This window comes from Mycobacterium zoologicum (genome assembly GCF_020181635.2).
Classification (GTDB): domain Bacteria; phylum Actinomycetota; class Actinomycetes; order Mycobacteriales; family Mycobacteriaceae; genus Mycobacterium; species Mycobacterium zoologicum.
On the sequence record NZ_JAYJJS010000016.1, the window covers coordinates 50,079 to 75,656 of the forward strand.

The following is a 25,578-nucleotide window of genomic DNA, read 5'->3' on the forward strand; positions in this document are numbered from 1 at the left end:
TCGAGAATTCATGGTTGAAGTCGAACGGCACTCCTACGACGTAGTCGTGATCGGTGCCGGCGGCGCGGGACTGCGCGCGGTCATCGAAGCCCGCCAGCAGGGCCTGAGCGTGGCGGTGGTGTGCAAGTCGCTCTTCGGCAAGGCGCACACCGTGATGGCCGAAGGCGGCTGCGCGGCGTCGATGGGCAACGTCAACGAAAAAGACAACTGGCAGGTGCACTTCCGCGACACCATGCGCGGCGGCAAGTTCCTCAACAACTGGCGGATGGCCGAGCTGCACGCCCGGGAAGCACCGGAGCGGGTCTGGGAGTTGGAGACCTATGGTGCCCTGTTCGACCGCACCAAAGACGGCAAGATCAACCAGCGCAACTTCGGTGGCCACACCTATCCGCGGCTGGCGCACGTCGGTGACCGCACCGGCCTGGAGCTGATCCGCACCATGCAGCAGAAAGTGGTCTCGCTGCAGCAGGACGATCACGCCGAGTTCGGTGACTACGAGGCCCGGATCAAGATCTTCCACGAGTGCACCATCACCGAACTGCTCAAAGATGAAGCCACCGGCGCTATTTCGGGCGCCTTCGGCTACTGGCGCGAGAGCGGCAAGTTCGTGCTGTTCGAGGCGCCGGCGGTGGTGCTGGCCACCGGGGGCATCGGCAAGTCGTTCAAGGTGACCTCGAACTCCTGGGAGTACACCGGCGACGGACACGCGTTGGCGCTGCGTGCCGGAGCGAGCCTGATCAACATGGAGTTCGTCCAGTTCCACCCGACCGGAATGGTGTGGCCGCCCAGCGTGAAGGGGATTCTGGTCACCGAGGGCGTGCGCGGCGACGGCGGGGTGCTCAAGAACTCCGACGGGACCCGGTTCATGTTCGACTACATCCCGCCGGTGTTCAAAGGCCAGTACGCAGAGACCGAGGCCGAAGCCGACCAGTGGCTCAAGGACAACGACTCGGCGCGGCGCACCCCCGACCTGCTGCCCCGCGACGAGGTGGCCCGGGCGATCAACTCCGAGGTCAAGGCCGGTCGAGGATCGCCGCACGGCGGGGTCTTCCTCGACATCGCCTCCCGGCTCACACCGGAGGAGATCAAACGCCGACTGCCCTCGATGTACCACCAATTCATGCAGCTCGCTGAGGTCGACATCACCAAGGGCCCCATGGAAGTCGGCCCCACCTGCCACTACGTCATGGGTGGCATCGAGGTCGACCCCGACAGCGGCGCCGCGGCGGTGCCCGGGTTGTTCGCCGCCGGCGAATGCTCCGGCGGGATGCACGGCTCCAACCGGCTGGGCGGCAACTCGCTGTCGGACCTGCTGGTGTTCGGCCGTCGCGCCGGTCTGGGCGCCGCGGAATACGTTCGGCAGCTGAGCAATCGGCCGTCGGTCACGCCGGCGGCACTGGACGCCGCGGCGGCGCTGGCGCTGGCGCCGTTCGAGCGTCCCGCCGGCACAGCCGAGAACCCCTACACGCTGCACTCCGAGCTGCAGCAGTCGATGAACGATCTAGTTGGCATCATCCGCAACGCCAGCGAGCTGGAGCAGGCGCTGACCAGACTCGAGGAGTTCAAGGCCCGGTTCGCCAACGTCGCCGTCGAGGGCGGCCGGGAGTACAACCCGGGCTGGAACCTCGCCGTCGACCTGCGCAACATGCTGCTGGTCAGCGAGTGCGTGGCCAAGGCGGCGCTGCTGCGCACGGAGAGTCGCGGCGGCCACACCCGCGACGACCATCCGGGTATGGACTCGGGCTGGCGTCAGACCCTGCTGGTCTGCCGAGTCGCCGACGAAAGCGCCGTCCCCGACATCAACATCACCCGCGAACCGCAGTCGGGGATGCGCGAGGACCTGCTGGAGCTGTTCGAGATCGGCGAGCTCGAAAAGTACTACACCGACGAAGAGTTGGCTGGGCACCCGGGACGGAGCGCGAGATGACCAACACCGTGAACATGCGCGTCTGGCGGGGCGACCCCGAAGGCGGCGGTCTGCAGGACTACACCGTCGAGGTCAACGAGGGCGAAGTGGTACTCGACGTCATCCACCGGCTACAGGCCACCCAGACTCCGGACCTGGCGGTGCGGTGGAACTGCAAGGCCGGCAAGTGCGGATCGTGTTCGGCCGAGATCAACGGGTTCCCGCGCCTGCTGTGCATGACCCGGATGTCGATGTTCGAACCGGGCCAGACCGTCACGGTCACCCCGGTGCGGACCTTCCCGGTGATTCGGGACCTGGTCACCGACGTGTCCTACAACTACGAGAAGGCCCGCGAAATGCCGGCTTTCAAGCCGCCGGAAGGGCTCAAGCCCGGCGAGTACCGCATGCAGCAGGCGGATGTGGAGCGCTCGCAGGAGTTCCGCAAGTGCATCGAATGCTTCCTGTGCCAGAACGTCTGCCACGTCATCCGGGACCACGAGGAGAACAAGCCCCGGTTCTCCGGCCCGCGGATGTTCATCCGGCTCGCCGAGCTGGAGATGCATCCGCTGGACACCGCCGATCGGCGCGACTTCGCCCAGGACGACGCCGGGCTCGGGCTGTGCAACATCACCAAGTGCTGCACCGAGGTCTGCCCGGAAGGCATCAAGATCACCGACAACGCCATCATCCCGATGAAGGAACGGGTGGCCGGGAACCGCTACGACCCGGTCGTCTGGCTCGGCCGGAAGATCTTCGGCCGCAAGTCCGACTGAAGGCCCTACCGGGGGATCGGCTCCAACCCGCCCTCGCGATCCAGCAGCGCGAGGAGTTCGTCGGCGATGCCCGGCGCTGCAGCGACCATCACCGCTCCGTCGACCTCCGGGTTCGGCAACAGCACCCGGGCACCCGCCTCGGCGGCGATCAGCGATCCCGCGGCGTGGTCCCACAGGTTGATGCCGTGCTCGTAGTAGGCGTCGAGCCGTCCGGCCGCCACCATGCACAGGTCCAGCGCGGCCGAGCCGATCCGCCGCACGTCGCGCACCGCCGGCAATAACCGGGCTATCAGCGCCGCCTGCACCGCCCGGCGGCCGGCCGAATACCCGAATCCGGTGCCCAGCAAGGCCAACGGCAATGCACTGACTTCATTGCAACGCAGCCTCGTGGTGCCGTGCCGGTCATGGGCGTGCGCACCCAGCCCGACACCGGCGGAGTAGATCCGCTCACCGGCCACGTCGGCGACCGCGCCCGCCACCGACACCCCGCCGACCTGCGCCGCCACCGACACCGCATAGGCCGGGACGTCGTACATGAGGTTGACGGTGCCATCGATCGGGTCGACGACCCAGGTCACGGGTCCCGCGCCGTCGTCGCCGCCGCCCTCCTCGCCGAGTACCGCATCACCGGGCCGCAACTGGGCCAGCCGGTCCCGGATCAGGCGCTCGGCCTCGGTGTCGACCACGGTGACCGGGTCGGTCGGGGTGCTCTTCGTCTGAATATCGGGGTCGGGGGCGTCGGCACCGAACACCTCGGCGCGGCGGCACCGTACGAATTCGGCCGCCTCAGCCACCAGCGCCTCGGCCGTGGCCTGCAACTTCCCGGGGTCACTGTGCAGGGTCGCCATCAGCCCATAGCAACACATCCGCTGGGACGACCGCACCTTCGCCCCATGTCGTGAATTCAGGTATACTCGAACACATGTTCGATTCGATGGCGCCGGCGGCACCTCCCACCGGACCCACCCTGGATTCAGTGGCGCGGTTCAGTGCGTGGTTTTTGCAGCGTCATCCGCGCACGACGCCGGAGTCGGCGGCGTTGGTGGATCGGATCTGTGCGTCGGCTCGGGCGGAGAACCGGGCGGCGGCGGCCCAGTTGGTGGCGATCGGAGAGTTGTTCGCGTTGCGGTTGAGTCACTGTGGTGAGACGCAGGAGTGGGCGGTCGATACCGAGGCGGCGGTGGCCGCTGAGGTGGCGGCGGCGTTGCGGATCAGTCAGGGGTTGGCGGGCAGTCGGCTGTGCTATGCCCGGGCGATGCGGGAGCGGTTGCCGCAGGTGGCTGAGGTGTTCAAGGCCGGGGATATCGGTCTGCGGCTGTTTCAGACGATTGTGTATCGCACGGATCTGATCACCGATGGGCAGGTGCTGGCAACAGTCGATGCCGCGTTGGCGCTCGCGGTGCCACGCTGGCCGTCGCTGACGGCGAGTCGGTTGGCCGGCAAGATCGACAAGATCGTGGCGAAAGCCGATCGGGACGCGGTGCGGCGGCGCAAGGAGCGGCAGGGCGAACGCGAGATCGGGTTTCAGGATCAACAGGGCGGGCTCTCGGAGATCTACGGCCATATGTTCACCGTCGATGCCCGCGCATTGGATAAGGCGTTGGATGCGTTGGCGGCCACCGTCTGTGAGCATGATCCGCGCAGTCGTGAGCAGCGGCGTGCGGACGCGATGGGGGCGTTGACTGCGCGGGCGGATCGGCTGGGGTGCCGGTGCGGGCGGGCCGACTGCCCGGTGGGTTCGCGACCCGGTGCCTCGCTGGTGGTCATTCACGTGATCGCCGAGCAGGCCACCGTCGACGGGACCGGTGACAAGCCGGGATGGCTGGTGGAGGCCGACGGGCTGGTGCCGCCGGAGCTGATCGCCGAGTTGGCCGCCTCGGCGCGGTTGGTGGCGTTGGTGCATCCCGGCGATGCCCCGCCCGAGGCCCGATATGTGCCCTCGAAGGCGTTGGCGGCGTTTGTGCGGTGCCGGGATCTGACCTGCCGCTGGCCCGGTTGCGATGTGCCGGCAATCAAGTGCGACATCGACCACACGATCCCCTACACCGATGGCGGCCCGACCCATGCGTCGAACCTGAAATGTTATTGCCGCACACACCATTTGGCGAAAACGTTCTGGGGCTGGCAAGAGAAACAGCTTCCGGACGGAACGTTGATCCTGGCCGCACCATCGGGCCAGATCTATGTCACCATGCCGGGCAGCGCGCTACTGTTCCCCAGCCTTTGTGCGCCCACCGGGGACCTCGCCCCACCCGAGCCGCAGCCGGATGATCGGTGCGCGGAACGCTCGGCGATGATGCCCCGGCGCCGGCGCACCCGCGCCCAGAACCGTGCAGCGCGCATCAACACCGAACGCAACCAGAACCGCAGAGCCCGCGAAGCCCGCCTTGCCGCCCGCAGCGCCGCGATGTTCCCCAAGGTCGCGCCCGGCGGCGCCGAGGACGACCCGCCACCCTTCTAGGCGACCACTAGCCCCCGAGTCGGCGAAAACAACTGCGGTGAAACACGATCGGCGCGATCTCCGGATCAACCGTCACATTCGAGACCCGCAGCACCACAATGGTGTGGTCGCCGGCGGGTACCAGCTGTTCGATCGCGCTGTCCAGCCACACCCCGGTGCCCTTGATGAACACCGCACCTTCGCTGGTGACAGTCTCCAGCCCGGCGAACCGGTCACCGGTCTTGGCGGCCAGTGAGCGCGCCGCGACGTCGTGGGCCTCGCCGAGCACGCTGATCCCCAGCCGGGGTGAGTCCTTGAGCTTGGGCCACGTGGTCGAGGTGTTCTGCACACAGAAGGACACCAGCGGCGGGTCCAGGGATACCGGGACGAAGGTGCTGGCGGCCAGGCCGACCCGGACACCGTCGACCTCGGCGGCGATGGCGATCACGCCGGTGGGGAAATGACCGAACGCCTCCCTCAGCGACGACGGATCCAGTTTGTTCGCAGAGGTCACGGTGGAACCTTACCCGCCGCAGGTCAGCGGCGCCGGACGGCCCGTGATCAGGACCTCCCCGGGAGTGAGACCAACCGGTTGGTTAATTAGTCGATGACAGGTAGCTCACACTGGCTTGCGCTGCCGGTTCCAGGGAGTATATTTCAGGGCACGTTACTGGTGGGTAACTTAAGCCTGAGTACCCAACCGCAGGTGGCATTCCATGAGGAGGAAGTAGTGAGCCACTACAAGAGCAATGTCCGTGACCAGGTATTCAACCTGTTCGAGGTGTTCGGCCTGGACAAGGTCTTCGGTCAGGGCGAGTACGCCGACCTCGACATCGACACCGCCCGCGAGATGCTCGGTGAGATGGTCCGGCTGGCCGAGGGCCCGATTGCTGACTCGTTCGTCGACGGTGACCGCAACCCGCCGGTGTTCGATCCGGCCACCCACTCGGTGACCCTGCCCGAGTCCTTCAAGAAGTCGGTGCGCGCCTGTCTCGAAGGCGGCTGGGACCGGGTCGGCATCGACGAGGCCCTGGGCGGCATGGCCATGCCCAAGGCGCTGATGTGGGCGCTGCACGAGCACATCCTGGGCGCCAACCCGGCGGTGTGGATGTACGCCGGCGGCGCCGGATTCGCCAACATCTTCTACCACGTCGCCACCGAAGAGCAGAAGAAGTGGGCCGTGATCGCCGCCGAGCGCGGCTGGGGCTCCACCATGGTGCTCACCGAGCCGGACGCCGGCTCGGACGTCGGCGCCGGCCGCACCAAGGCCGTCCAGCAGTCCGACGGCTCCTGGCACATCGACGGCGTGAAGCGATTCATCACCTCGGCGGACTCCGACGACCTGTTCGAGAACATCTTCCACCTGGTGCTGGCCCGCCCCGAGGGCGCCAAGCCGGGCACCAAGGGCCTGTCGCTGTTCTTCGTGCCGAAGTTCCTGTTCGACTTCGAGACCGGTGAGATCGGCGAGCGCAACGGCGCCTTCGTCACCAACGTCGAGCACAAGATGGGCCTGAAGGTCTCGGCCACCTGTGAGCTCACCTTCGGCCAGCACGGGGTGCCGGCCAAGGGCTGGCTGGTCGGCGAGGTGCACAACGGCATCGCGCAGATGTTCGACGTGATCGAGCAGGCCCGGATGATGGTGGGCACCAAGGCCATCGCCACGCTGTCCACCGGTTACCTCAACGCCCTGGAGTACGCCAAGGAGCGCGTGCAGGGCGCCGACCTGACCCAGATGACCGACAAGGCCGCGCCGCGGGTGACCATCACCCACCACCCGGACGTCCGCCGGTCGCTGATGACCCAGAAGGCTTACGCCGAGGGTCTGCGGGCGCTATACATCTACACCGCCAGCTACCAGGACGCCGCGGTCGCCGAGGCGCTGCACGGCGTGGACGCCGACCTGGCGGTCCGGATCAACGACCTGATGCTGCCGATCGTCAAGGGTGTCGGCTCCGAGCAGGCCTACGCCAAGCTCACCGAGAGCCTGCAGACCCTGGGCGGTTCGGGCTTCCTGCAGGACTACCCGATCGAGCAGTACATCCGCGACGCCAAGATCGACTCGCTGTATGAGGGCACCACCGCGATTCAGGCGCAGGACTTCTTCTTCCGCAAGATCGTCCGGGACAAGGGTCAGGCACTGGCCCACGTCGCCGGCGAGATCGAGTCCTTCATCTCCAACGAGACCGGTAACGGCCGGCTCAAGGCCGAGCGTGAGCTGCTGGCCACCGCGCTGGCCGACGTGCAGGCCATGGCGGCGACCCTGACCGGCTACCTGATGGCCGCGCAGGAGGACATCTCCAGCATCTACAAGGTGGGGCTGGGTTCGGTGCGCTTCCTGATGAGCGTCGGTGACCTGGTCATCGGCTGGCTGCTGGCCCGCCAGGCGGCCGTCGCCGTGGAGAAGCTCGACGCCGGCGCCGAGGGTGACGACCGGGCCTTCTACGAGGGCAAGATCGCGGTGGCGTCGTTCTTCACCAAGAACTTCCTGCCGCTGCTGACCAGCACCCGCGGGGTGCTCGAAGGCATCGACAACGAGATCATGGAGCTCGACGAAGCGGCCTTCTGAGCCCGCCCTATCAAGACCGCGTAGGCCCTCGGGGAGATCCCCCGGGGGCCTGCTGCCTTTCCGGAGTCCGTCCGGGCGCCTGTCCTGATTCGTGGGATGTATGACGTAGACGCCATCATGCCGCGCAGTCGACACTGATCGGGTGAGACGCAAGATCGTCATTCTGGGCTACCCGGGCGTCCAGTCGCTGGACGTGTTCGGGCCCTCCGAGGTGTTCGCCGGGGCCTCGCTGGCGCTGTTGGGCGCCGGCCGCGGCGACGACGGCTACGACATCACCGTGGCCAGCGCCGACGGCCGGCCCATCGCCACCAGCTGCGGCCCGGCCCTGGCGGCCGCCGCGCTGCCCGACCCCACCGATGGCTTCGATGCCGTGCTGCTGCCCGGCGGCACCGGCGTCCACGCGGCCCGCTCCGACCCGGAGCTGCTGGCCTGGATCCGGACCGCCGCAGCGCACAGCCGGCGGGTGATCAGCGTGTGCACCGGCGCCTTCCTGGCCGCGTCGGCGGGGCTGCTCGACGGGTGCCGCGCCACCACCCATTGGGCCTTCGCAGACCAGCTGGCACGCGAATTCCCCTCGATCACAGTCGATCCGGAGCCGATCTTCCTGCGGAGCTCGCAGGCGGTGTGGACCGCGGCGGGCGTCACCTCCGGAATCGACCTGGCGCTGGCGCTGGTCGAGGACGACCACGGCATCGAGGTGGCACAGAACGTGGCCCGCTGGCTGGTGCTCTACCTGCGCCGTCCGGGCGGGCAGAGCCAGTTCGCCGCCCCGGTCTGGCTGCCCCGGGCCCGTCGCCGGCCGATCCGTGACGTGCAGGAGCTGATCGAGAGCCAACCCGGTGGGGCGCACCGCATTCCCGATCTTGCCGCCGCGGCCGCGATGAGCCCACGGCACTTCACCCGGGTCTTCACCGACGAGGTCGGCCTGGCGCCCGGCGCCTACGTCGAGCGGGTACGCACCGAGGCCGCACGGCGCCAGCTCGAAGAGACCGACGACACCGTCGTCGCCATCGCCGGCCGCTGCGGCTTCGGCACCGCAGAGACCCTGCGCCGCACCTTCATTCGTCGGCTCGGTGTCTCCCCCGACCACTACCGCAAGACCTTCGCCTGAAAGGACGCATCATGCAGATCGCGATCGTGCTCTACCCCGGCTTCACCGCGCTGGACTTCATCGGCCCCTACGAGGTGCTGCGCAACCTGCCCGATGCGCGGGTGCGGTTCGTCTGGCACGAGCCGGGGCCGATCACCGCCGACTCGGGGGTGCTGATCGTCGGCGCCACCCATTCCTTCGACGAAACACCTTCCCCCGACGTGATTCTGGTGCCCGGCGGGCCGGGCTCCGCGGCGGCCGCCCGGGACACCGGCCTACTGGACTGGCTGCGCCGGGCTCACCAGACAGCCACCTGGACCACCTCGGTGTGCACCGGGTCGGTGGTCCTGGCCGCCGCCGGGCTGCTGGCGGGCAAGCGAGCGACCTCGCACTGGTCGGCATTGACCGCCCTGACAGCCTTCGGAGCCACTCCGGTCCGCGATGAACGCGTGGTGCGCCAAGACGACGTCGTCACCGCCGCAGGCGTATCCGCCGGGATCGATCTCGCGCTGTGGCTGGCGGCGCAGATCGTCGGCGATGGGCGCGCCGAAGCCATCCAGTTGCTGATCGAGTACGACCCGCAGCCGCCGTTCGACTCCGGCCACATGTCCAAGGCGTCGGCGAAGACCAAGGCGGCCGCCGCTGCGCTGATCACCAGGGACCTGGCCAAGCCGGAACCGTTGAAGGCCACCGCGTTGCTGCTGTGGGACCGGGCGATCAGCGCGGCGCGAGCCCGCCGCTGAATCCCCTCAGTCCAGCGGCGGGGCCGGGACTATCCCTCCAGGATCGCGGCGACGCCCTGACCGCCGGCGGCGCAGATCGAGATCAGCGCCCGCACCGGCTTGTTCTTCGAGGCGCCCTTCTTAGCGGCTTTGGCCTCGGCGATCTGCTTGGCGGCCTGCGCCACGATCCGACCGCCGGTGGCCGCGAACGGGTGTCCGGCCGCCAGCGACGAGCCGTTGACGTTGAGCTTGGACCGGTCGATGGCGCCCAGCGCGCCGTCCAGCCCCAGCCGTCCCTTGCAGTACTCCTCGGACTCCCACGCCGCCAGGTGGCACAGCACGGTGGAGGCGAACGCCTCGTGGATCTCGTAGAAGTCGAAGTCCTGCAAGGTCAGACCATTGCGGGCCAGCAGCCGCGGCACGGCGTAGGTGGGCGCCATCAGCAGCCCGTCCGGACCGTTGACGTAGTCGACCGCCGAGGTCTCGGAGTCCACGAAGTAGGCCAGCGGGGTCAGCTTGTGCGCGGCCGCCCACTCCTCGCTGGCCAGCAGCGCCACCGACGCGCCGTCGGTGAGCGGGGTGGAGTTGCCCGCGGTCATGGTGGCGTCGCCGGCCTTCGCGCCGAACACCGGCCGCAGGGTGGCCAGCTTCTCCGGGCTGGAACCGGGCCGCAGATTGTCGTCGCGGTAGAGCCCCTGGAACGGAGTGATCAGGTCGTCGAAGAAGCCGCGGTCATAGGCGGCGGCCATCTTCTGGTGGCTGGCCGCGGCCAGCTCGTCCTGGTCGACGCGCTTGATGCCCATCTGCTTGGTGGTGATCGCCTGGTGCTCTCCCATGGACAGCCCGGTGCGGGCTTCCTTGTTGGCAGGGATCTCCACGCCCAGGGCGGCCGGCAGCTTGCCGACCAGCTTCAGGCGCGCCACGTTGGTCTTGGCCCGGCGCAGCGCGAGCAGCGTGCGGCGCAGTTCGTTGCCGATCGCCAGGGGAGCGTCGGAGGTGGTGTCCACACCGCCGGCGGCGGCCACTTCGTAACGACCCGCGGCGATACCGTCGGCGGCGCAGATCGCCGCCTGCAGGCCGGTGCCGCAGGCCTGCTGGAGGTCGAACGCCTGGGTGTAGGGCGACAGGGCCGAGCCGAGCACACACTCGCGGATCAGGTTGAAGTCGCGGCTGTGCTTGAGCACCGCCCCGCCGATCACGGCGTCCAGCTTCTCGCCGGCCAGGCCGAATCGGTCGACCAGGCCGCCGAGGGCGGCGGTGAACATGTCCTGGTTCGACGCGCTGGCGTAGGCGCCGTCGGAGCGGGCGAACGGAATGCGGTTGCCGCCGAGGACGGCGACGCGGCGACGCTCGCCGGCGGATGTGGGCTTAGCAGCAGGTCCAGATGCCACGATCTCTCCGTCTGATGATGAGGCGCCCCGCATTGCCGGGGGCGGTCGAGGTGATACTACCCAGTATTCTTACTCTGGAGTAAGTTCGTTGTCGACACCGCGGCCTAGACCAGGCGCGCACCCAGATGGAAGGCAGTTAAGTGGCCCCCAAAGTCCCGTCGGACCTGTTGTCCCAGATCGTCAACTCCGCCCCAGGCTCGTTCCTGGCCAAGCAACTCGGCGTACCCCAGGCCGAAACACTGCGCCGCTACCGAGCCGGCGAGCCGGCCCTGGCCGGACCCCTGCTGATCGGCGGCAACGGCCGGGTGGCCGAACCGATGCGCACCGCCCTAGCCGAGGACTACCAGGTGGTCGGCGACAACCTGGGCGGCCGGTGGGCCGACAGGTTCGGCGGGCTGGTCTTCGACGCCACCGGCATCACCTCGCCGGCCGGCCTGACCGAACTGCATGAGTTCTTCACCCCGCTGCTGCGCAACGTGGGGGCCTGCGGGCGACTCGTGGTCGTCGGCACCACCCCGGACCAGACCGGCAGCGTCGACGAGCGGATCGCCCAGCGCGCGCTGGAGGGCTTCACCCGGTCACTGGGCAAGGAGCTGCAGCGCGGTGCCACCGTGCAGCTGGTGTACCTGTCGCCGGAGGCCAAGCCCGGCGCCACCGGCCTGGAATCGACCCTGCGGTTCATCCTGTCGGCCCGCTCGGCCTACGTCGACGGTCAGGTGTTCTACGTCGGCGCCGACGACTCCGACGCCCCCGCCGACTGGGACCGCCCGCTGGACGGCAAGGTTGCGATCATCACCGGTGCCGCGCGCGGGATCGGCGCCACCATCGCCGAGGTGTTCGCCCGCGACGGCGCCAAGGTGGTGGCGATCGACGTGCCGCAGGCCGCCGAGGCGCTGGAGGCCACGGCCGCCCGGGTGGGCGGCACCGCGCTGGCGCTGGACGTCACCGCCGACGACGCCGTCGAGCAGATCACCGCGCACCTCAAAGAGCATGGCGGCAAGGCCGATGTGCTGGTCAACAACGCTGGCATCACCCGCGACAAGCTGCTGGCCAACATGGACGACGCCCGGTGGAATGCGGTCCTGGCAGTCAACCTGCTTGCCCCGCAACGTCTTACCGAGGGCTTGGTGGCCAATGGCAGCATCGGCAAGGGCGGCCGGGTGATCGGCCTGTCGTCGATGGCCGGGATCGCCGGCAACCGCGGCCAGACCAACTACGCCGCCACCAAGGCCGGCATGATCGGGCTGACCGAGGCCCTGGCTCCGGTGCTGGCCGGCAAGGGCATCACGATCAACGCGGTGGCCCCCGGATTCATCGAGACCGACATGACCGCAGCCATCCCGCTGGCCACCCGCGAGGTGGGCCGCCGGCTCAACTCGCTGTTCCAGGGCGGCCAGCCCGTGGACGTCGCCGAGCTGATCGGCTACTTCGCCAGCCCGGCGTCGAATGCGGTCACCGGCAACACCATTCGGGTCTGCGGCCAGGCCATGTTGGGGGCATGACGGTGAGCCAGCCGAGTGGGTTGAAGAACATGTTGCGGGCGGTAGCCGGGGCGTTGCCGTTCGTCCCGCGCGCCGGCACGCTGCCGGATCGCACGCTGCGGGTCGAGGAACTGGCGATCGATCCCGGCCACGTCGCCGAGTACGCCGATGTCACGGGGCTGCAGTTCGGCGACCAGGTGCCGCTGACGTACCCGTTCGCGCTGACGTTCCCGACGGTGATGTCATTGGTCACCGGATTCGACTTCCCCTTTGCCGCAATGGGTTCGGTGCATACCGAGAACAAGATCACCCAGTACCGGCCGATCCGGGTCACCGACACCGTCGGCGTCGCCACGCACGCGGAGAACCTGCGCGAGCACCGCAAGGGCTTGCTGGTCGACATCGTCACCGACATCAGCGTCGGCAATGACACCGCTTGGCATCAGGTGACGACGTTCCTGCACCAGCAGCGCACCAGCCTGTCCGACGAGCCGAAGCCGCCGCCGACCAAGCAGGCAAGGCTGGGCCCGCCGAATGCGGTACTGCGGGTGACCCCCGGCCAGATCCGGCGCTACGCCTCTGCCGGCGGCGATCACAACCCGATCCACACCAGTTCGATCGGCGCCAAACTGTTCGGCTTCCCGACCGTGATCGCGCACGGGATGTTCTCAGCGGCCGCGGTGCTGGCGAACGTCGAGGGGGCGCTTCCGGACGCGGTGGAGTACTCGGTGCGGTTCGGCAAGCCGATGCTGCTGCCGGCCAGTCCGGGCCTGTACGTGGACAAGGCCGACGGCGGCTGGGACCTGGCGCTGCGCAACGTCGCCAAGGGCTACCCATATCTGACCGGGGCACTGCGGGCGCTATAGCGCGACGGCGAATCCCGCCGCCTTCAGCAGATTGGCTTTGCTGACCTCCCAGTGGGCATTGACGAAGTCCAGCCCCCACACCGGGATCGAGATCACCAGTCCGCGGATCAGCACCACCACGGTGTCCATGTAGGCCGCCGCATCGAAACCCGGGGCGGGGGCGGGTAGCGCCTCGGCGGCGGCGACCGCCAGCCCGAAGATGTGTTGCTCCAGCGACTTCACCGTCTCGGCGACCTTCGGGTCGGTCCAGCACGCAGCCCACAGGTGCGCGACCGACAGTGCTTGCGGTGTGGTGAATTCACGCCAGATCAGGTCGAGGTAACCGCTCAGATCCAGTGCGTCGGCCGCGGAGGTCTCCTCAAAGTGCACACGGGCCTGATCGGCCAGTTCGAACGCGAGCTGGGCGACCGCCGCATTCACCAGGTCCTCGCGGGTCGGGAAGTGGTACATCACGGTGCTCTGCGAGACGTCCGCGGCTCCGGCGACCCGGCGCGTGGTCACCGCGGAAATCCCCTCGGCCCGCAGCTGCTCGACCGCCGCGCCCACCAGGGCTTGCCGCGTGGCGGCGCGCTGTTCGGCCCGCGAGGCGCTCGTCATATGGATTCCCCTATTGCAATGACAGCTTCGTCACAGCTAATCTGACTGTTCAGGTGAACAGCCAACCATGTCTTGAATCATTCTAAGGACAAGCGCCATGACCGGTCGGATCGTTCACTCCCTCGGCATCATGCCCCTGGCCATCACGTCCGCCGCCGCCTTGGGTGTAGTGCCGGCGACGAATCCGGCTGTCCCCACCGGGGCGAAGACGGTTTTGACGCAAGTGAACCTGCTGGACACCGAGGCGTGGATCATGGGCGGAAGCGGCCTGCCGATCCCTCCCCCGAGCTACATCGACGCGCTGTTCTCCCGCTACATCGACCCCACCACCCCGTTCTTTCCCGACCAGCCCCGCTACCCGGTGGATGCCACGAACGGACTGTTCACGCCGGAAGGCCTCTACCCCAACAGTGGCGTCAAGAGCCTGGAACTGGACCCGTCGCTGGCCCAGGGGGTCAGCATCCTGCACGACACGATCAGCAAGCAGGTCGCTGCGGGCAACGACCTCGTCGTACTGGGCTACTCGCAGAGCAGCACCATCTCCACCATGGTGATGCGCGATCTGATGGCGCTGCCCGCCGACCAACGTCCGACCGCCGACCAACTGTCCTTCGTGCTGCTCGGCGCCCCCAACAATCCCAACGGCGGGCTGTTCGAACGTTTCAACGTCCTCGATGACGGCAGCTACCCGACCATTCCGAGCCTGGGCATCACGTTCAACGGTGCGATCCCCGACGACACCCCCTGGTCCACCTCCGTCTACACCCTGGAATACGACGGCTACGCCGACTTCCCGAAGTACCCGATCAATTTCCTGTCCGACCTCAACGCCGTGCTGGGCATCATCTACGAGCACACGATCTATCCGACGCTCACACCCGAGCAGTTGGCGACGGCCATCGAGATGCCGATGAGCGAGGGTTACGACGGCAACGCGCACTACTTCATGATTCCCAGCGAGATCCTGCCGCTGCTGATGCCGCTGCAGTCGATCCCGGTGATCGGCCAGCCGCTCTACGACCTGCTGGAACCGGACATGCGGATCCTGGTGAACCTGGGCTACGGCAGCATCACCGACGGCTGGGCGGCCGGCCCGGCCGATGTGGCCACCCCGTTCGAGGCGTTCCCGACCGACCTCAACTGGGGTGAGGTTTTCACCGCCTTGGGCGCCGGGGCGCAGCAGGGTGTGAGCGACTTCATCGACGACCTGTCGCACCTGTCGTTGCCGAGTGCGGCAGATCTGTTGAGCGGCACCGGTGACGTCGCGGCGATGTCGATGCCCAGCTTGACCGACATCGTCAACGCGTTCACCAGCATCACCTCCACGGCGTACGCCGCGCTGCTGCCGACCGCCGACATCCTCAACGCCATGCTCACCACCGCACCGGCATATGCGGCCGGCGTGTTCGCGCAGGAACTGGCTCAGGGCGACATCCTCAACGCGATCGGCCTACCGCTGGCCGGCGTGGTCGGATTGGGCACGCTGGCAGCAGGTTTCGAGTTCCTGGCACTCAACGGCGCAGTCGCAGACATCACCGCGACCATCCAGGATCTGTTCCAGGCGTGACTCGCGCTCGTCAAACCAACACGACGGTGTCGGGGATAGCGTGGGCGAGGGCTGCATCGAAGGTCGCCAACAGGCCACCATTCGCCTCGGCGAGAGACGCCAGATAGGCGTCGGTTAGTTGTCTGTGGCCACGTACATGCGCCAGATCGGCAGCGGCGTACGACAGCGAGTCCGGCCAGAAGTCACAGCGGGGGTGGTGCTTGATCTCGTGGAGCAATTCTGTTGCCGCGCCGATGCTCTCGCCGATCCGAACGAGGAATCGGACGAGCGCCCCTTCGACGATGGGAGACAGGGCGAGTCGATCGACCTGGGCGGCCCATCGAGTTGCGCGGTCATGGTGTTCGTGCTCGGCAATGGTGAGTGCGATCAGCACATTGGCGTCGAGCAGGTATGTCGTCACTCGTCGTCTAAGGCTTCAAGGACGTCCGCGGCTGTGATCCTGCGGCCGATACTCACCACCGGGAATCCGGAACGGTGATCGACACTGATCCGCAGCGGTTCGTCCAGCTGGCCGAGGCCTCGTGCGGTCAGCTCGCTCACCGTTGCCGACAACGATTGGCCTCGTGTCCGGGCAATCTCCATGACCCGTTGATGGATCTCAGGCGGAAGATCGACGGTAGTACGCACGCTATGCATCATAGCCACATCAACATGATGCAACACCGTGGGGGCTAGAATGCATGCATGACTCAGGTGACGTGGCGGGCGCCCGACGAGCTCGTCGAGCGCGTACGCCAGGTGGCCGCGCGGCAGGGGTGCAGCCTCAACGAGTACCTAAGCCGACTGGCTCGTGCCGCAACCGATCCCGCCCTCGAAGGCGATGACGTCGAGCGGCTTCGTGAGCGTCTTGCGCAGGCCGGACTGTTGGTCGAGCCTCAACAGCAACACACCCGGCCGGATCGTGATGCTGTTGCGCGAGCACGGAAGAGTGCGGGTGAAGGCACCCCGCTGTCCGAGCTGATCGCGCACGGCCGGGGATGAGTGCCGGCGTCTTTGCCGACTCGTCCGCGCTCGTCAAGCTCTACGCAGACGAGCACGGTCCGGCCGACGTCAGACAACACTCGCATCTGGTGGTCAGCCAATTGGCCCGAGTGGAGGTCCCGGCCGCGCTGTGGCGCAAGCACCGGATGGGAGAGGTCACGGCATCCGATGCCGGTGTCCTCGTCGCGGATTTCGAGGCGGACTACTTCGGCGATGGCACTGAGCCGCCGCGCTTCTCAGTCATTGCGGTCTCCACGAACATCCTCGACTCCGCCGCGCGCCTGGCGGGCGTACACGGGCTACGTGCCTACGACGCGGTACAACTCGCGAGCGCACTGGCAGCGGCCAACGCCGTGCCAGAAGGTATCGCATTCCTCGCCTACGACAACGCGCTCAACGCGGCTGCCGCAGCCGAAGGGCTGACGTCTGCGATTGAGCACTGAATCCACAGCGTGACAGGCAACCCTTCCGGTCGGTATCAGCCGAACGGACTTACCCGGCAGCGGTGCTCTCCGCGCCGTCGCGCCCGCCCGGGGCGCCCTTGAGGCCCCGCCAGAACAGGTCGATCATCAGCTGACCCGCCTCGTCGACGTCGGAGTCGCCGGTTGAGACCCGGCTGGCGATCGCTTCGCCAGCACCCACCAGCGCGACGGCCATCATGTCGAAGTCGACGCCGGGCTCGGGGTTTCGGGTGCCGGCCCGCAGCAGCCGGCCGACCAGCTCGATGATGCGCTCGCGGCCCTCGCGCACGGTGTGGGCGAACGCCTGCGAACTGGTGGCCTGGGTGTACATCACGATCCAGGACGCCCGGTTGGCGTCGATGTAGTGCAGGAAGGACCGGATCGTGTTGCGCAGCAGGTCTTTCGGGGGCTGCTGTAAGTCGATGTCGGTGCGCACCGCCTCGACGAAGCGGCGCAGCTCCCGGTCCAGGCATGCCCCGAACAGCTCCTCCTTGGAGCCGTAGTAGAGGTACAGCATCGGCTTGGAGATCTGCGCGGCCGCGGCGATCGAGTCCATCGAGGTCTCGTGGTAGCCGTTCATCGAGAACATCTGCACGGCGGCGTCGAGCATCTGCTGTTCGCGCACGGCGCGCGGTAACCGCTTGCTGCCAGCTGCCATGGCTTCGACGTCCTTCCGCGCGCTCCGGCGCAATCTTACCGATGAGTAACGTCAATAGGCGGTCCGGTCAGGCCGGGCAGTGCAGGCCGGGCTTCTTCACCGCGGCCACCCGCGCCAGCGAAGCCTCGACGGCCTCGGCCTTGAGCTCGGCGTCGGCGACGGCCTTCTCCAGCCGATCCAGCACCTCGGGCACCTCGTCGGTGGTCACCCACAGCGCGATGTCGATACCAGCCTTGAGGCTGCGCAGTACCGCCTCGGCCACGCCGTAATGGTCGGCGATCGCGGCCATCGACGACAGGTCGTCACTGAAGATCACCCCGTCGAACGCCGGCCCGTGATAGCCGGTGCCGGTGCGCAGCAGGTTCACCGCGGCCGGGCTCAAGCTGGCCGGCTCGTCGGTCAGACCGGGTACCTCCAGGTGGCCCAGCATGACCGCCACCGGCGCCTGGGTGACCAGCGTGCGGTAGGGCACCAGGTCGTTGTCCTGCAGCTGTGCCAGCGGCGGAGTGGTCACCGCTCCGGCGGTGTGCGAGTCTCCCGATCCGTGCCCGTGCCCGGGGAAGTGCTTGAGCACCGGAAGCAGTCCGCCGTCACGCAGGCCCTGCGCATACGCCCCGGCGTACTCGGTGACCTTGGCCGGATCGGAGCCGAACGAACGGTCGCCGATCACGCTGTCCTCGTCGGTGTCGGCGTCCACCACGTCGACGACCGGCGCGAAGTCGACGGTGATGCCCAGATCGCGCATCTTGCGGGCGCGCTCGGCCGCCAGCTCGCGGACCTGCTCGACAGTACGGTTGCTGCCCAGTTCCTTGGCCGACGGCGCCTTGCCGATCAGCGACGACAGCCGCGCCACCCGGCCGCCCTCCTCGTCGACACTGACGCCCAACGGCAGCAGATCGCCGGTACCGGCGATCTGCTTGAGCGAGCCATCGGTCAGGATCGACATATCGGTCCAACTGCCGATGAAGATGCCGCCGACATGGTGGTCGGTCACCACCGCATGGGCGTCGTCGGCGTCGCGAACGCCGACCATCACCAGCTGCGCCAGCTTGTCGCGCATCGGCAGCGCCGCCAGTTTCTCGCAGGCCGGGTCGACCGGCTTGGCGGTCGTGGTGGCCGTTGACGATGCGGCCTGCTCCGGCGCTTCGGATGTCTCGGTGCGAGACGAGCAGGACGTCATCAAGGCGGGCAGCATCGCGGCGGCAAGCAGCAGACCGGGCAGTTGTCGAGTCAGCGATCGAGGCATCGCACCATGCTGTCACGCCTGCAACAACCGGCCACGCAAGGCCCGCATGCTAGTTTGGCGACCATGCCTCGATTCGTGGTGCCGGCCGCCATCAGCATCGTCGTCGGGGTGTTGCTCGGTGCCGCCGCGGTCTTCGGAGTCACGCTGATGGTGCAGCAGGACACCAAGCCGCAGCTCTCCGGAGGCGACCCGCAGTCCTCGGTGCTGAACCGGGTGGAATACGGCAACCGCGGCTGACGTGCGGACGTCGGCAGGCGCCGGCAACCCGCCGGCGGAGCCGCAGGCCGTGTCGCCGCTGTCTCGGCGCTGGCTGTGGCTGATCGGCACACTGGCCCTGGCATGCAGCTTCGGTCAGGCACCCGGACGGATCTCCCCGGACACCAAACTCGACCTCACCGCCGATCCGCTGCGATTCCTGGCCCGCGCCGTCAACCTGTGGAGCAGTGAGCTGCCGTTCGGCCAGGTCCAGAACCAGGCCTACGGCTACCTGTTCCCGCAAGGTGCCTTCTTCCTGGCCGGCGACCTGGTGGGGATGCCCGGCTGGATAGTTCAGCGACTGTGGTGGGCGTTGCTGCTCACCGTCGGATTCTGGGGCCTGCTGCGGGTCGCCGAAACCCTGCGGATCGGCACGCCGACGGCACGGCTGATCGGTGCTGCGGCGTTCGCGCTGTCACCGCGGGTGCTGTCCACCATCGGCTCCATCTCCTCGGAGACGCTGCCGATGATGCTGGCCCCGTGGGTGCTGCTGCCGGTCATCCGGGCGCTGGGCGACCCGGACCCGGCCACCCCGCAACGCCCCGCACGGATGCTGGCCGGGCAGGCCGGTGTCGCGGTGGCACTGATGGGGGCGGTCAACGCCGTCGCGACGCTGGCGGGATGTCTGCCGGCAATGATCTGGTGGTTGTGTCACCGGCCCAACCGGCGCTGGTGGCGCTTCACCGGCTGGTGGTTGCTGTCGCTGACGCTGGCGGTGACCTGGTGGGTGATAGCACTGCTACTGCTGGGCCGGGTCAGCCCGCCGTTCCTGGACTTCATCGAATCGGCCGGGGTGACCACGCGGTGGACATCGCTGACCGAGATGCTGCGCGGCACCCACAGCTGGACGCCGTTCGTCGCGCCCTCCGCCACCGCCGGATCGCCACTGGTCACCCGGCCGGTGATGATCCTGGGCACCTGCCTGGTGGCCGCCGCGGGGCTGGCGGGGCTGACCGGCATGCTGCGCCGCAACCTGCCTGGTGCCGGACGGCTGGCGACGATGCTGCTGGTCGGGGTGACGCTGCTGGCGCTGGGGTATGCGGGTGGGCTGGGCTCGCCGCTGGCCCATCCGGTACAGGCATTCCTCGACGGCGCCGGCGCGCCGCTGCGCAACGTGCACAAACTCGAATCGGTGCTGCGGATCCCGCTGGCGCTGGGGCTGGCACATCTGCTGGGCCGCATCCCGTTACCCGGAAGTGTGCCGCGGCCGGTGTGGCGGCGCGCGTTCGCGCACCCCGAACACCACAAGCTGGCCGCCGTCGGCACGGTGGTGCTGACCGCGCTGCTGGTGAGCACCTCGCTGGCCTGGACCGGCCGGCTCACCCCACCCGGGACGTTTCGCGCACTGCCGCAGTACTGGCAGGACGCCGCCGCCTGGCTGCGCGAGAACAATGCCGGCGGTCCCACGCCGGGGCGGGTGCTGGTGGCGCCCGGCGCGCCGTTCGCCACCCAGACCTGGGGCACCAGTCATGACGAACCCCTGCAGGTACTCGACGTCGGCCCGTGGGGAGTGCGCGACTCGATTCCGCTGACCCCACCGCAGACCATCCGGGCGCTGGACTCGGTCCAGCGATTGTTCGCCGCCGGGCGAGCCTCCGCCAGCCTGGCCGATACCCTTGCACGGCAAGGGATCTCGTACCTGGTGGTGCGTAACGACCTGGACCCCGACACCTCACGGTCGGCCCGGCCGCTGCTGGTGCACCGCACCGTTGACGGCTCCCCGGGGCTGCATCGGGTGGCCTGGTTCGGCGAACCGGTCGGGTCGGGGACAGTGCCGGGATTCGTCTCCGACAGCGGGTTGCGCCCGTCCTACCCGGCGATCGAGATCTACCGCGTCGGCGACCCGGGCGGAAATCCGGGCATTCCGTATCTGGCCGACCTGGACGCCATGCCGCGAGTCGACGGTGGCCCGGAGGTGCTGCTGCGGCTCGATGAGCATCGTCGGCTGCAGGCGCAGCCGCCACTGGGTCCGGTGCTGATGACCGGCGACGCGCGCCGGGCTGATCTGGGCACGCCGGTGGTCACCGTCACCGACACCCCACTGGCCCGTGAGACCGACTACGGCCGCGTCGACGACCACTCGTCGACGATCCGCGCCGCCGGCGACGCCCGGCACACCCTGAGCCGGGTGCCGGACTATCCGGCGCCCGGTGCCGGCACCGTCTTCGGCGGCTGGATCGGCGGGCGGCTCACCGCGTCGAGTTCTTCCTCGGACGCCACCACGCTGCCCGACGTGGCGCCGTCGACGTCGCCGGCCGCCGCCATCGACGGGGACGCGGGCACCGCCTGGGTGTCCAACGCGCTACAGTCCGCCGTCGGCCAATGGCTGCAGGTGGACTTCGACCACCCGCTGACCAACGGAACCGTCACCGTGACGCCCAGCGCCACGGCCGTCGGCGCGCAGGTGCGGCGGATGCAGGTCTCGACCGTCAACGGCACCACCACGCTGCGGTTCGACCACGCCGGCGAACCCCTCGTCGCGGCGCTGCCCTACGGCGAGACGCCCTGGGTGCGGATCACGGCGTCGGGTACCGATGACGGCTCGGCCGGTGTGCAGTTCGGCATCACCGACCTGGCGGTCACCCAGTACGACGCCTCCGGTTACGCCCATCCGGTAGACCTGCGTCATACCGCCGTGGTCCCGGCTCCGCCGGCCGGCTCGCAAGTGGCGCAGTGGGACCTCGGTGCCGGCCTGCCGGGCCGCACCGGCTGCGCAAAGGCCGCAGACGAGGCCGGCGACACGGTGCGGTGCGCGGCGTCGATGATGCTGGAGCCCGAGGAGACCGCCACCTTCAGCCGCACCCTCAACGTGCCGCGGCCCATGTCGGTCACCCCGACGGTGTGGGTGCGGCCGCGCCAGGGCCCCAATCTGGTGGACCTGATCGCCGAGCCGGATGCCGTGCGGGCCCGCGGCGACGCCGACGTGCTCGACGTGCTGGGGTCGGCCTACGCCGCAGCGGACGGCGATCCGGGCACCTCCTGGACGGCGTCGCAGCGGACGGTGGCCCGGCGCTCCCCGCCGACGCTGACGCTGACGCTGCCGCGGCCGGCGAAGGTGGCCGGTCTGCGGTTCACGGCTGCGCGCTCGCCGCTGCCGGCACGGCCCACCCTGGTGGCCATCGACATCGGGTCGGGTCCCCAGGTGCGGGAGCTGGACGCTTCTTCCGACGAGCAGCGGGTGCGATTGCAGCCCCGCGTCACCGACACCGTAAAGATCAGTGTGCTGGGCTGGGAAGACGTGATCGACCGCACCGCGATCGGCTTCGACCAGCTCAAACCGCCGGGCCTGGCCGAGGTCAGCGCGCTCGACACGGAGGGCCGGCCGCTGGCCGCCGCAGATCCCGCCCGCAACCGGTCACGGCGGATCACCGTCGACTGCGACCACGGCCCGATCATCGCGATCGCCGGCCGGTTCGTGCACACGTCGGTGTCCACCACCGTCGGGGCACTGCTCGCCGACGAACCCGTGGCGGCCCAACCCTGCGATCAGCAGCCGATCGCACTGCCGCCCGGCGCGCAGGAGCTGCTGGTCAGCCCCGGTCCGGCGTTCGTGGTCGACGGCGCGATCCTGTCCGGGCCCACAGCCCGGCCGGCGGTGACACCGGTGGCACCGGTGACGCTCGGGACCTGGACGCCGGCCCGGCGTGAGGTGAGCGTGCCGGCCGCCCCCGGCTCGCGGGTGCTGATCGTTCCGGAGAGCATCAACGGCGGTTGGGCAGCGCGCACCCAGGACGGCGAGCGGCTGGTGCCGGTGACCGTCAACGGCTGGCAACAGGGCTGGGTGCTGCCCGCCGGCACCGAGGGCACGATCACGTTGACGTTCGGACCGAATCGGACCTATCGGCTGGGGATGGCCGGCGGGTTGGCGCTGCTACCACTGCTGGCCCTGCTGGCGTGGTGGCCGGCGCGGCGGTCCGGCGGGAACGATCCGGCGCCGTCGCCCTGGCGGCCGAGCCGGCGGCTGAGGGTCATCGGCCTATTGACGGTCGGAACCCTGATCGCTGGTGTCGCGGGAACGCTGGTGTTCGCCGCCGCCCTGGGGCTGCTGTGGGTGCTGCGGAATCGGCAGCGCGGCTACGACGCGGCGCGGCTGGGCTTGAGCGCCGGTGGCCTGATCCTGGCGGGCACGGTGTTGTGCCGGCATCCGTGGCGCTCGGTGGAGGGCTACGCCGGCCATTCCGCGGGGGTGCAGCTGCTGGCGCTGATCTCCGTCGCCGTGCTGGCCGCAACGACTATTGCGCGGCCTCCAGCCTCTCGATCTGGGTGTTGAACAGCTTCACCAGTTCGTCGGCGTGCGCGGCGTCGTCCTCGCCGTCCTTGCCCATTCGCAGGCCGATGTCGTTGCTGGTCGCGACCACCAGCACCCCCCGGTAGAAGCCGGAGATGGTGGACGCCGTGATCGAGATCGGCAGCCGGATGGCGGCCTTGCTGGAACTGGTGATCACGGTCGCGACCGCCCACGGCGGCACGTCGGGAGCCTCCAATGGCGTCAGCGCGATGTCGGTGGTGACGGTTCGCCCGCCCGCCTCGAAGGTCTGCTTGAACGACTGGCAGGTGTCCAGCAGCTTCTTGAGGTTGGGGTGCTCGGAGGTAAGCGCCAGCCGCACCCGCATCGAGTGCAGGCCACCGGGTTGCAGCTTGGCCAAGGTCGCCGTCGCGGTCTGCCGGGCCGAGGAGGGATTGGAGTACAGGTCGGCGCACTCCGGCGGGTCGACCGTCAGGTTCGGCATCTCCGACGGGGTGTCACCGGCGCTGTCCACCCCACTGATCCATTTGCCGCCGGACGGGTCGGGGAACGAGGCCCGGTCGACCAGCATCTCCGAGGTCAACGCGGTGATGTCGGGTTTGCGCGACGGCTTGTCCTCGCGCGAGAACCGGCCGCCCACACCCAGCACCACTCCGGCGACCAGCACCACCACCGCCGCGGCGGCGGCCAGCGACAGCCACAGCGTCTTGTTGGACCGGGGCTCGTCCACCCATAGCGGCCACCCGGGCGGCGGCGGCGGCCAGGAGGGGTCCGGCGCCCATCCGGCGTCCGGCACCCATCCGGGCGGCGCGGGCGGCCAGTTGGGCGGGGGGTTGAAACGCATCCGGTGACTCCCGTATCGACGTGCTGATGCTCGCTCGTGGCGAGCCTACGCGGTTCGAAAGTGGCAGGGTGGTTACCCACCACCACATCACAGCGCCCCTAGGAGGCCCGCGTGCCCGCCATAGCCACCACCAACCCCGCCACCGGTGAGACGGTGAAGACCTTCGCCGCGGCCACCGACGCGCAGGTCGATGCGGCGATCACCCTCGCGGCCGCTCGCTTCGCCGACTACCGGCGCACCGATTTCGCGCAGCGGGCCCGGTGGATGCACGCCACCGCCGACCTGCTGGAGGCCGAAGCCGACGCGGTCGCCGCACTCATGACGCTGGAGATGGGCAAGACCCTGGCCTCTGCCAAGGCCGAAGCACTCAAATGCGTCAAGGGCTTTCGGTTCTACGCCGACCACGCCGAAGAACTGCTCGCCGACGAGCCCGCCGACCCCGCGGCGGTCAATGCCTCGAAGGCGTTCGCGCGCTGGCAGCCGATCGGGATCGTGCTGGCGGTGATGCCGTGGAACTTCCCGCTGTGGCAGGCGGTGCGTTTCGCCGCCCCGGCGCTGATGGCCGGCAACGTCGGCCTGCTCAAGCACGCCTCCAATGTGCCTCAGACCGCGCTGTATCTCGCGGATGTGCTGTCCCGCGGCGGTTTTCCGGAAGGCTGCTTCCAGACGCTGCTGATCGGCTCCGGGGCGGTCGAACGCATACTGCGTGACCCGCGGGTGGCTGCGGCCACTCTGACCGGCAGCGAGCCGGCCGGTCGGTCGGTGGCGGCGATCGCCGGGGACGAAGTCAAGCACACCGTCCTGGAATTGGGCGGCAGCGACCCGTTCATCGTGATGCCGTCGGCCGACCTGGCGGGCGCAGTGCGCACCGCGGTCACCGCCCGGGTCCAGAACAACGGTCAATCATGCATCGCAGCAAAGCGATTCATCGTGCACACCGATGTCTACGACCAGTTCGTCAGCGAGTTCACCGCACTGATGTCGGCGCTGCGGGTCGGCGATCCGACCGACCCGAACACCGACGTCGGGCCGTTGGCCACCGAGCAGGGCCGCGACGAGGTGGCCGAACAGGTGGACGTCGCCGTCGCCGCCGGCGCGACGATCCGCTGCGGCGGCAAGCGAATCGAACGCCCGGGCTGGTACTACCCGCCGACGGTGATCACCGACATCACCCGCGACATGGCCCTGTTCACCGAGGAGGTGTTCGGCCCGGTCGCATCGGTGTACCGCGCCGCCGACATCGACGAGGCGATCGAGATCGCCAACGCCAGCCCGTTCGGGTTGGGTTCCAACGCCTGGACCCGCGATCAGGCCGAGATCAGCCGGTTCGCCGATGAGATCGAGGCGGGCCAGGTCTTCATCAACGGGATGACGGTCTCCTACCCGGAGTTGCCGTTCGGCGGGATCAAGCGCTCCGGGTACGGCCGGGAGCTGTCCGGCCACGGGATGCGCGAGTTCTGCAACCTCAAGACGGTGTGGGTGGCCTGA

23 protein-coding genes are annotated in these 25,578 nt (G+C 68.8%); 14 read left to right on the forward strand and 9 right to left on the reverse strand.

Annotated elements, in window-relative coordinates; all coding sequences use genetic code 11:
• Positions 1 to 10: 10 nt before the first annotated feature.
• Positions 11 to 1,927 (forward strand): fumarate reductase/succinate dehydrogenase flavoprotein subunit, encoded by a 1,917-nt coding sequence (locus K6T84_RS14170; RefSeq protein WP_225401128.1) that lies wholly within the window; start codon positions 11 to 13, stop codon positions 1,925 to 1,927.
• On the forward strand, positions 1,924 to 2,679 hold the full coding sequence (locus tag K6T84_RS14175) for a succinate dehydrogenase/fumarate reductase iron-sulfur subunit (protein WP_225401127.1): 756 nt from the start codon (positions 1,924 to 1,926) through the stop codon (positions 2,677 to 2,679). Before K6T84_RS14170 ends, K6T84_RS14175 begins: the two co-directional genes overlap by 4 nt.
• 5 nt (positions 2,680 to 2,684) lie before the next feature.
• Here the strand turns inward: K6T84_RS14175 and K6T84_RS14180 are convergent, their stop codons facing one another.
• Entirely contained in the window at positions 2,685 to 3,527 is an 843-nt protein-coding gene (locus K6T84_RS14180; protein WP_225401126.1) for an inositol monophosphatase family protein, read from the reverse strand.
• A 74-nt stretch (positions 3,528 to 3,601) separates the two neighbouring features.
• On the opposite strand from K6T84_RS14180, the gene K6T84_RS14185 reads away from it, so the two are divergent.
• Positions 3,602 to 5,140: an HNH endonuclease signature motif containing protein gene (locus tag K6T84_RS14185; protein WP_225401125.1), complete on the forward strand. Its 1,539-nt coding sequence runs from the start codon at positions 3,602 to 3,604 to the stop codon at positions 5,138 to 5,140.
• A gap of 7 nt (positions 5,141 to 5,147) precedes the next feature.
• Here the strand turns inward: K6T84_RS14185 and K6T84_RS14190 are convergent, their stop codons facing one another.
• Positions 5,148 to 5,633 carry a flavin reductase family protein gene (locus tag K6T84_RS14190; RefSeq protein ID WP_225398115.1) on the reverse strand — a complete coding sequence of 162 codons (486 nt, stop codon included), beginning with the start codon at positions 5,631 to 5,633 and terminating at the stop codon, positions 5,148 to 5,150.
• Positions 5,634 to 5,849: 216 nt separating this feature from the next.
• Between K6T84_RS14190 and K6T84_RS14195 the strand changes: the two genes are divergently transcribed.
• The 3 genes from K6T84_RS14195 to K6T84_RS14205 all read left to right on the forward strand — a co-directional run bounded on the left by K6T84_RS14195 (position 5,850) and on the right by K6T84_RS14205 (position 9,518).
• Positions 5,850 to 7,685: an acyl-CoA dehydrogenase gene (locus K6T84_RS14195; protein WP_224864071.1), complete on the forward strand. Its 1,836-nt coding sequence runs from the start codon at positions 5,850 to 5,852 to the stop codon at positions 7,683 to 7,685.
• Between the two features lie 142 nt (positions 7,686 to 7,827).
• A complete protein-coding gene (locus K6T84_RS14200; RefSeq protein ID WP_225401124.1) occupies positions 7,828 to 8,796 on the forward strand; it encodes a GlxA family transcriptional regulator in 969 nt (322 codons plus the stop codon).
• 11 nt (positions 8,797 to 8,807) lie between these two features.
• A complete protein-coding gene (locus tag K6T84_RS14205; RefSeq protein ID WP_408066113.1) occupies positions 8,808 to 9,518 on the forward strand; it encodes a DJ-1/PfpI family protein in 711 nt (236 codons plus the stop codon).
• Between the two features lie 29 nt (positions 9,519 to 9,547).
• Here K6T84_RS14205 and K6T84_RS14210 read toward each other — a convergent pair whose 3' ends face one another.
• Positions 9,548 to 10,921, reverse strand: coding sequence for an acetyl-CoA C-acetyltransferase (locus K6T84_RS14210; RefSeq protein ID WP_224864068.1), 1,374 nt, complete (start codon positions 10,919 to 10,921; stop codon positions 9,548 to 9,550).
• Between the two features lie 107 nt (positions 10,922 to 11,028).
• Between K6T84_RS14210 and K6T84_RS14215 the strand changes: the two genes are divergently transcribed.
• Both K6T84_RS14215 and K6T84_RS14220 read left to right on the forward strand, forming a co-directional pair.
• The gene (locus K6T84_RS14215; RefSeq protein WP_225401123.1) at positions 11,029 to 12,390 is read left to right on the forward strand and encodes a 3-oxoacyl-ACP reductase; all 1,362 of its coding nucleotides are present in this window, start codon (positions 11,029 to 11,031) and stop codon (positions 12,388 to 12,390) included.
• A 2-nt stretch (positions 12,391 to 12,392) separates the two neighbouring features.
• A complete protein-coding gene (locus tag K6T84_RS14220) occupies positions 12,393 to 13,235 on the forward strand; it encodes a MaoC/PaaZ C-terminal domain-containing protein (RefSeq protein WP_225401937.1) in 843 nt (280 codons plus the stop codon).
• Here the strand turns inward: K6T84_RS14220 and K6T84_RS14225 are convergent.
• Positions 13,230 to 13,832 (reverse strand): TetR/AcrR family transcriptional regulator, encoded by a 603-nt coding sequence (locus tag K6T84_RS14225; protein ID WP_225401122.1) that lies wholly within the window; start codon positions 13,830 to 13,832, stop codon positions 13,230 to 13,232. The two genes, K6T84_RS14220 and K6T84_RS14225, sit on opposite strands and share 6 nt — an antisense overlap.
• Positions 13,833 to 13,929: 97 nt before the next feature.
• Here K6T84_RS14225 and K6T84_RS14230 point away from each other — a divergent pair, with 97 nt between their 5' ends.
• Complete coding sequence (locus tag K6T84_RS14230) at positions 13,930 to 15,399, forward strand: PE-PPE domain-containing protein (RefSeq protein ID WP_224864065.1); 1,470 nt, start codon at positions 13,930 to 13,932, stop codon at positions 15,397 to 15,399.
• A gap of 10 nt (positions 15,400 to 15,409) precedes the next feature.
• Here K6T84_RS14230 and K6T84_RS14235 read toward each other — a convergent pair whose 3' ends face one another.
• Together K6T84_RS14235 and K6T84_RS14240 are read right to left on the reverse strand one after the other, a co-directional pair.
• On the reverse strand, positions 15,410 to 15,799 hold the full coding sequence (locus K6T84_RS14235) for a PIN domain-containing protein (protein WP_224864064.1): 390 nt from the start codon (positions 15,797 to 15,799) through the stop codon (positions 15,410 to 15,412).
• Positions 15,796 to 16,026, reverse strand: coding sequence for an antitoxin (locus K6T84_RS14240; protein ID WP_255612431.1), 231 nt, complete (start codon positions 16,024 to 16,026; stop codon positions 15,796 to 15,798). Before K6T84_RS14240 ends, K6T84_RS14235 begins: the two co-directional genes overlap by 4 nt.
• A 57-nt stretch (positions 16,027 to 16,083) precedes the next feature.
• Here K6T84_RS14240 and K6T84_RS14245 point away from each other — a divergent pair, with 57 nt between their 5' ends.
• Both K6T84_RS14245 and K6T84_RS14250 read left to right on the forward strand, forming a co-directional pair.
• Positions 16,084 to 16,380: a hypothetical protein gene (locus K6T84_RS14245; protein ID WP_224864063.1), complete on the forward strand. Its 297-nt coding sequence runs from the start codon at positions 16,084 to 16,086 to the stop codon at positions 16,378 to 16,380.
• Positions 16,377 to 16,823, forward strand: a complete 447-nt coding sequence (locus K6T84_RS14250) for a type II toxin-antitoxin system VapC family toxin (protein ID WP_224864062.1) — start codon at positions 16,377 to 16,379, stop codon at positions 16,821 to 16,823. Before K6T84_RS14245 ends, K6T84_RS14250 begins: the two co-directional genes overlap by 4 nt.
• A gap of 49 nt (positions 16,824 to 16,872) precedes the next feature.
• On the opposite strand, the gene K6T84_RS14255 is transcribed toward K6T84_RS14250, so the two are convergent.
• Positions 16,873 to 17,499, reverse strand: a complete 627-nt coding sequence (locus K6T84_RS14255; RefSeq protein WP_224864061.1) for a TetR/AcrR family transcriptional regulator — start codon at positions 17,497 to 17,499, stop codon at positions 16,873 to 16,875.
• 67 nt (positions 17,500 to 17,566) lie between these two features.
• Positions 17,567 to 18,745 (reverse strand): glycoside hydrolase family 3 N-terminal domain-containing protein, encoded by a 1,179-nt coding sequence (locus tag K6T84_RS14260; protein ID WP_408066114.1) that lies wholly within the window; start codon positions 18,743 to 18,745, stop codon positions 17,567 to 17,569.
• Positions 18,746 to 18,808: 63 nt separating this feature from the next.
• Between K6T84_RS14260 and K6T84_RS14265 the strand changes: the two genes are divergently transcribed.
• On the forward strand, positions 18,809 to 18,982 hold the full coding sequence (locus K6T84_RS14265) for a DUF2613 domain-containing protein (RefSeq protein WP_224864060.1): 174 nt from the start codon (positions 18,809 to 18,811) through the stop codon (positions 18,980 to 18,982).
• Positions 18,983 to 19,031: 49 nt separating this feature from the next.
• Positions 19,032 to 23,270, forward strand: a complete 4,239-nt coding sequence (locus tag K6T84_RS14270) for an alpha-(1->3)-arabinofuranosyltransferase domain-containing protein (protein WP_225401935.1) — start codon at positions 19,032 to 19,034, stop codon at positions 23,268 to 23,270.
• On the opposite strand, the gene K6T84_RS14275 is transcribed toward K6T84_RS14270, so the two are convergent.
• Positions 23,233 to 24,090, reverse strand: a complete 858-nt coding sequence (locus tag K6T84_RS14275; protein ID WP_224864059.1) for a hypothetical protein — start codon at positions 24,088 to 24,090, stop codon at positions 23,233 to 23,235. The two genes, K6T84_RS14270 and K6T84_RS14275, sit on opposite strands and share 38 nt — an antisense overlap.
• A gap of 111 nt (positions 24,091 to 24,201) precedes the next feature.
• Between K6T84_RS14275 and K6T84_RS14280 the strand changes: the two genes are divergently transcribed.
• Positions 24,202 to 25,578 carry an NADP-dependent succinic semialdehyde dehydrogenase gene (locus tag K6T84_RS14280; RefSeq protein ID WP_224864058.1) on the forward strand — a complete coding sequence of 459 codons (1,377 nt, stop codon included), beginning with the start codon at positions 24,202 to 24,204 and terminating at the stop codon, positions 25,576 to 25,578.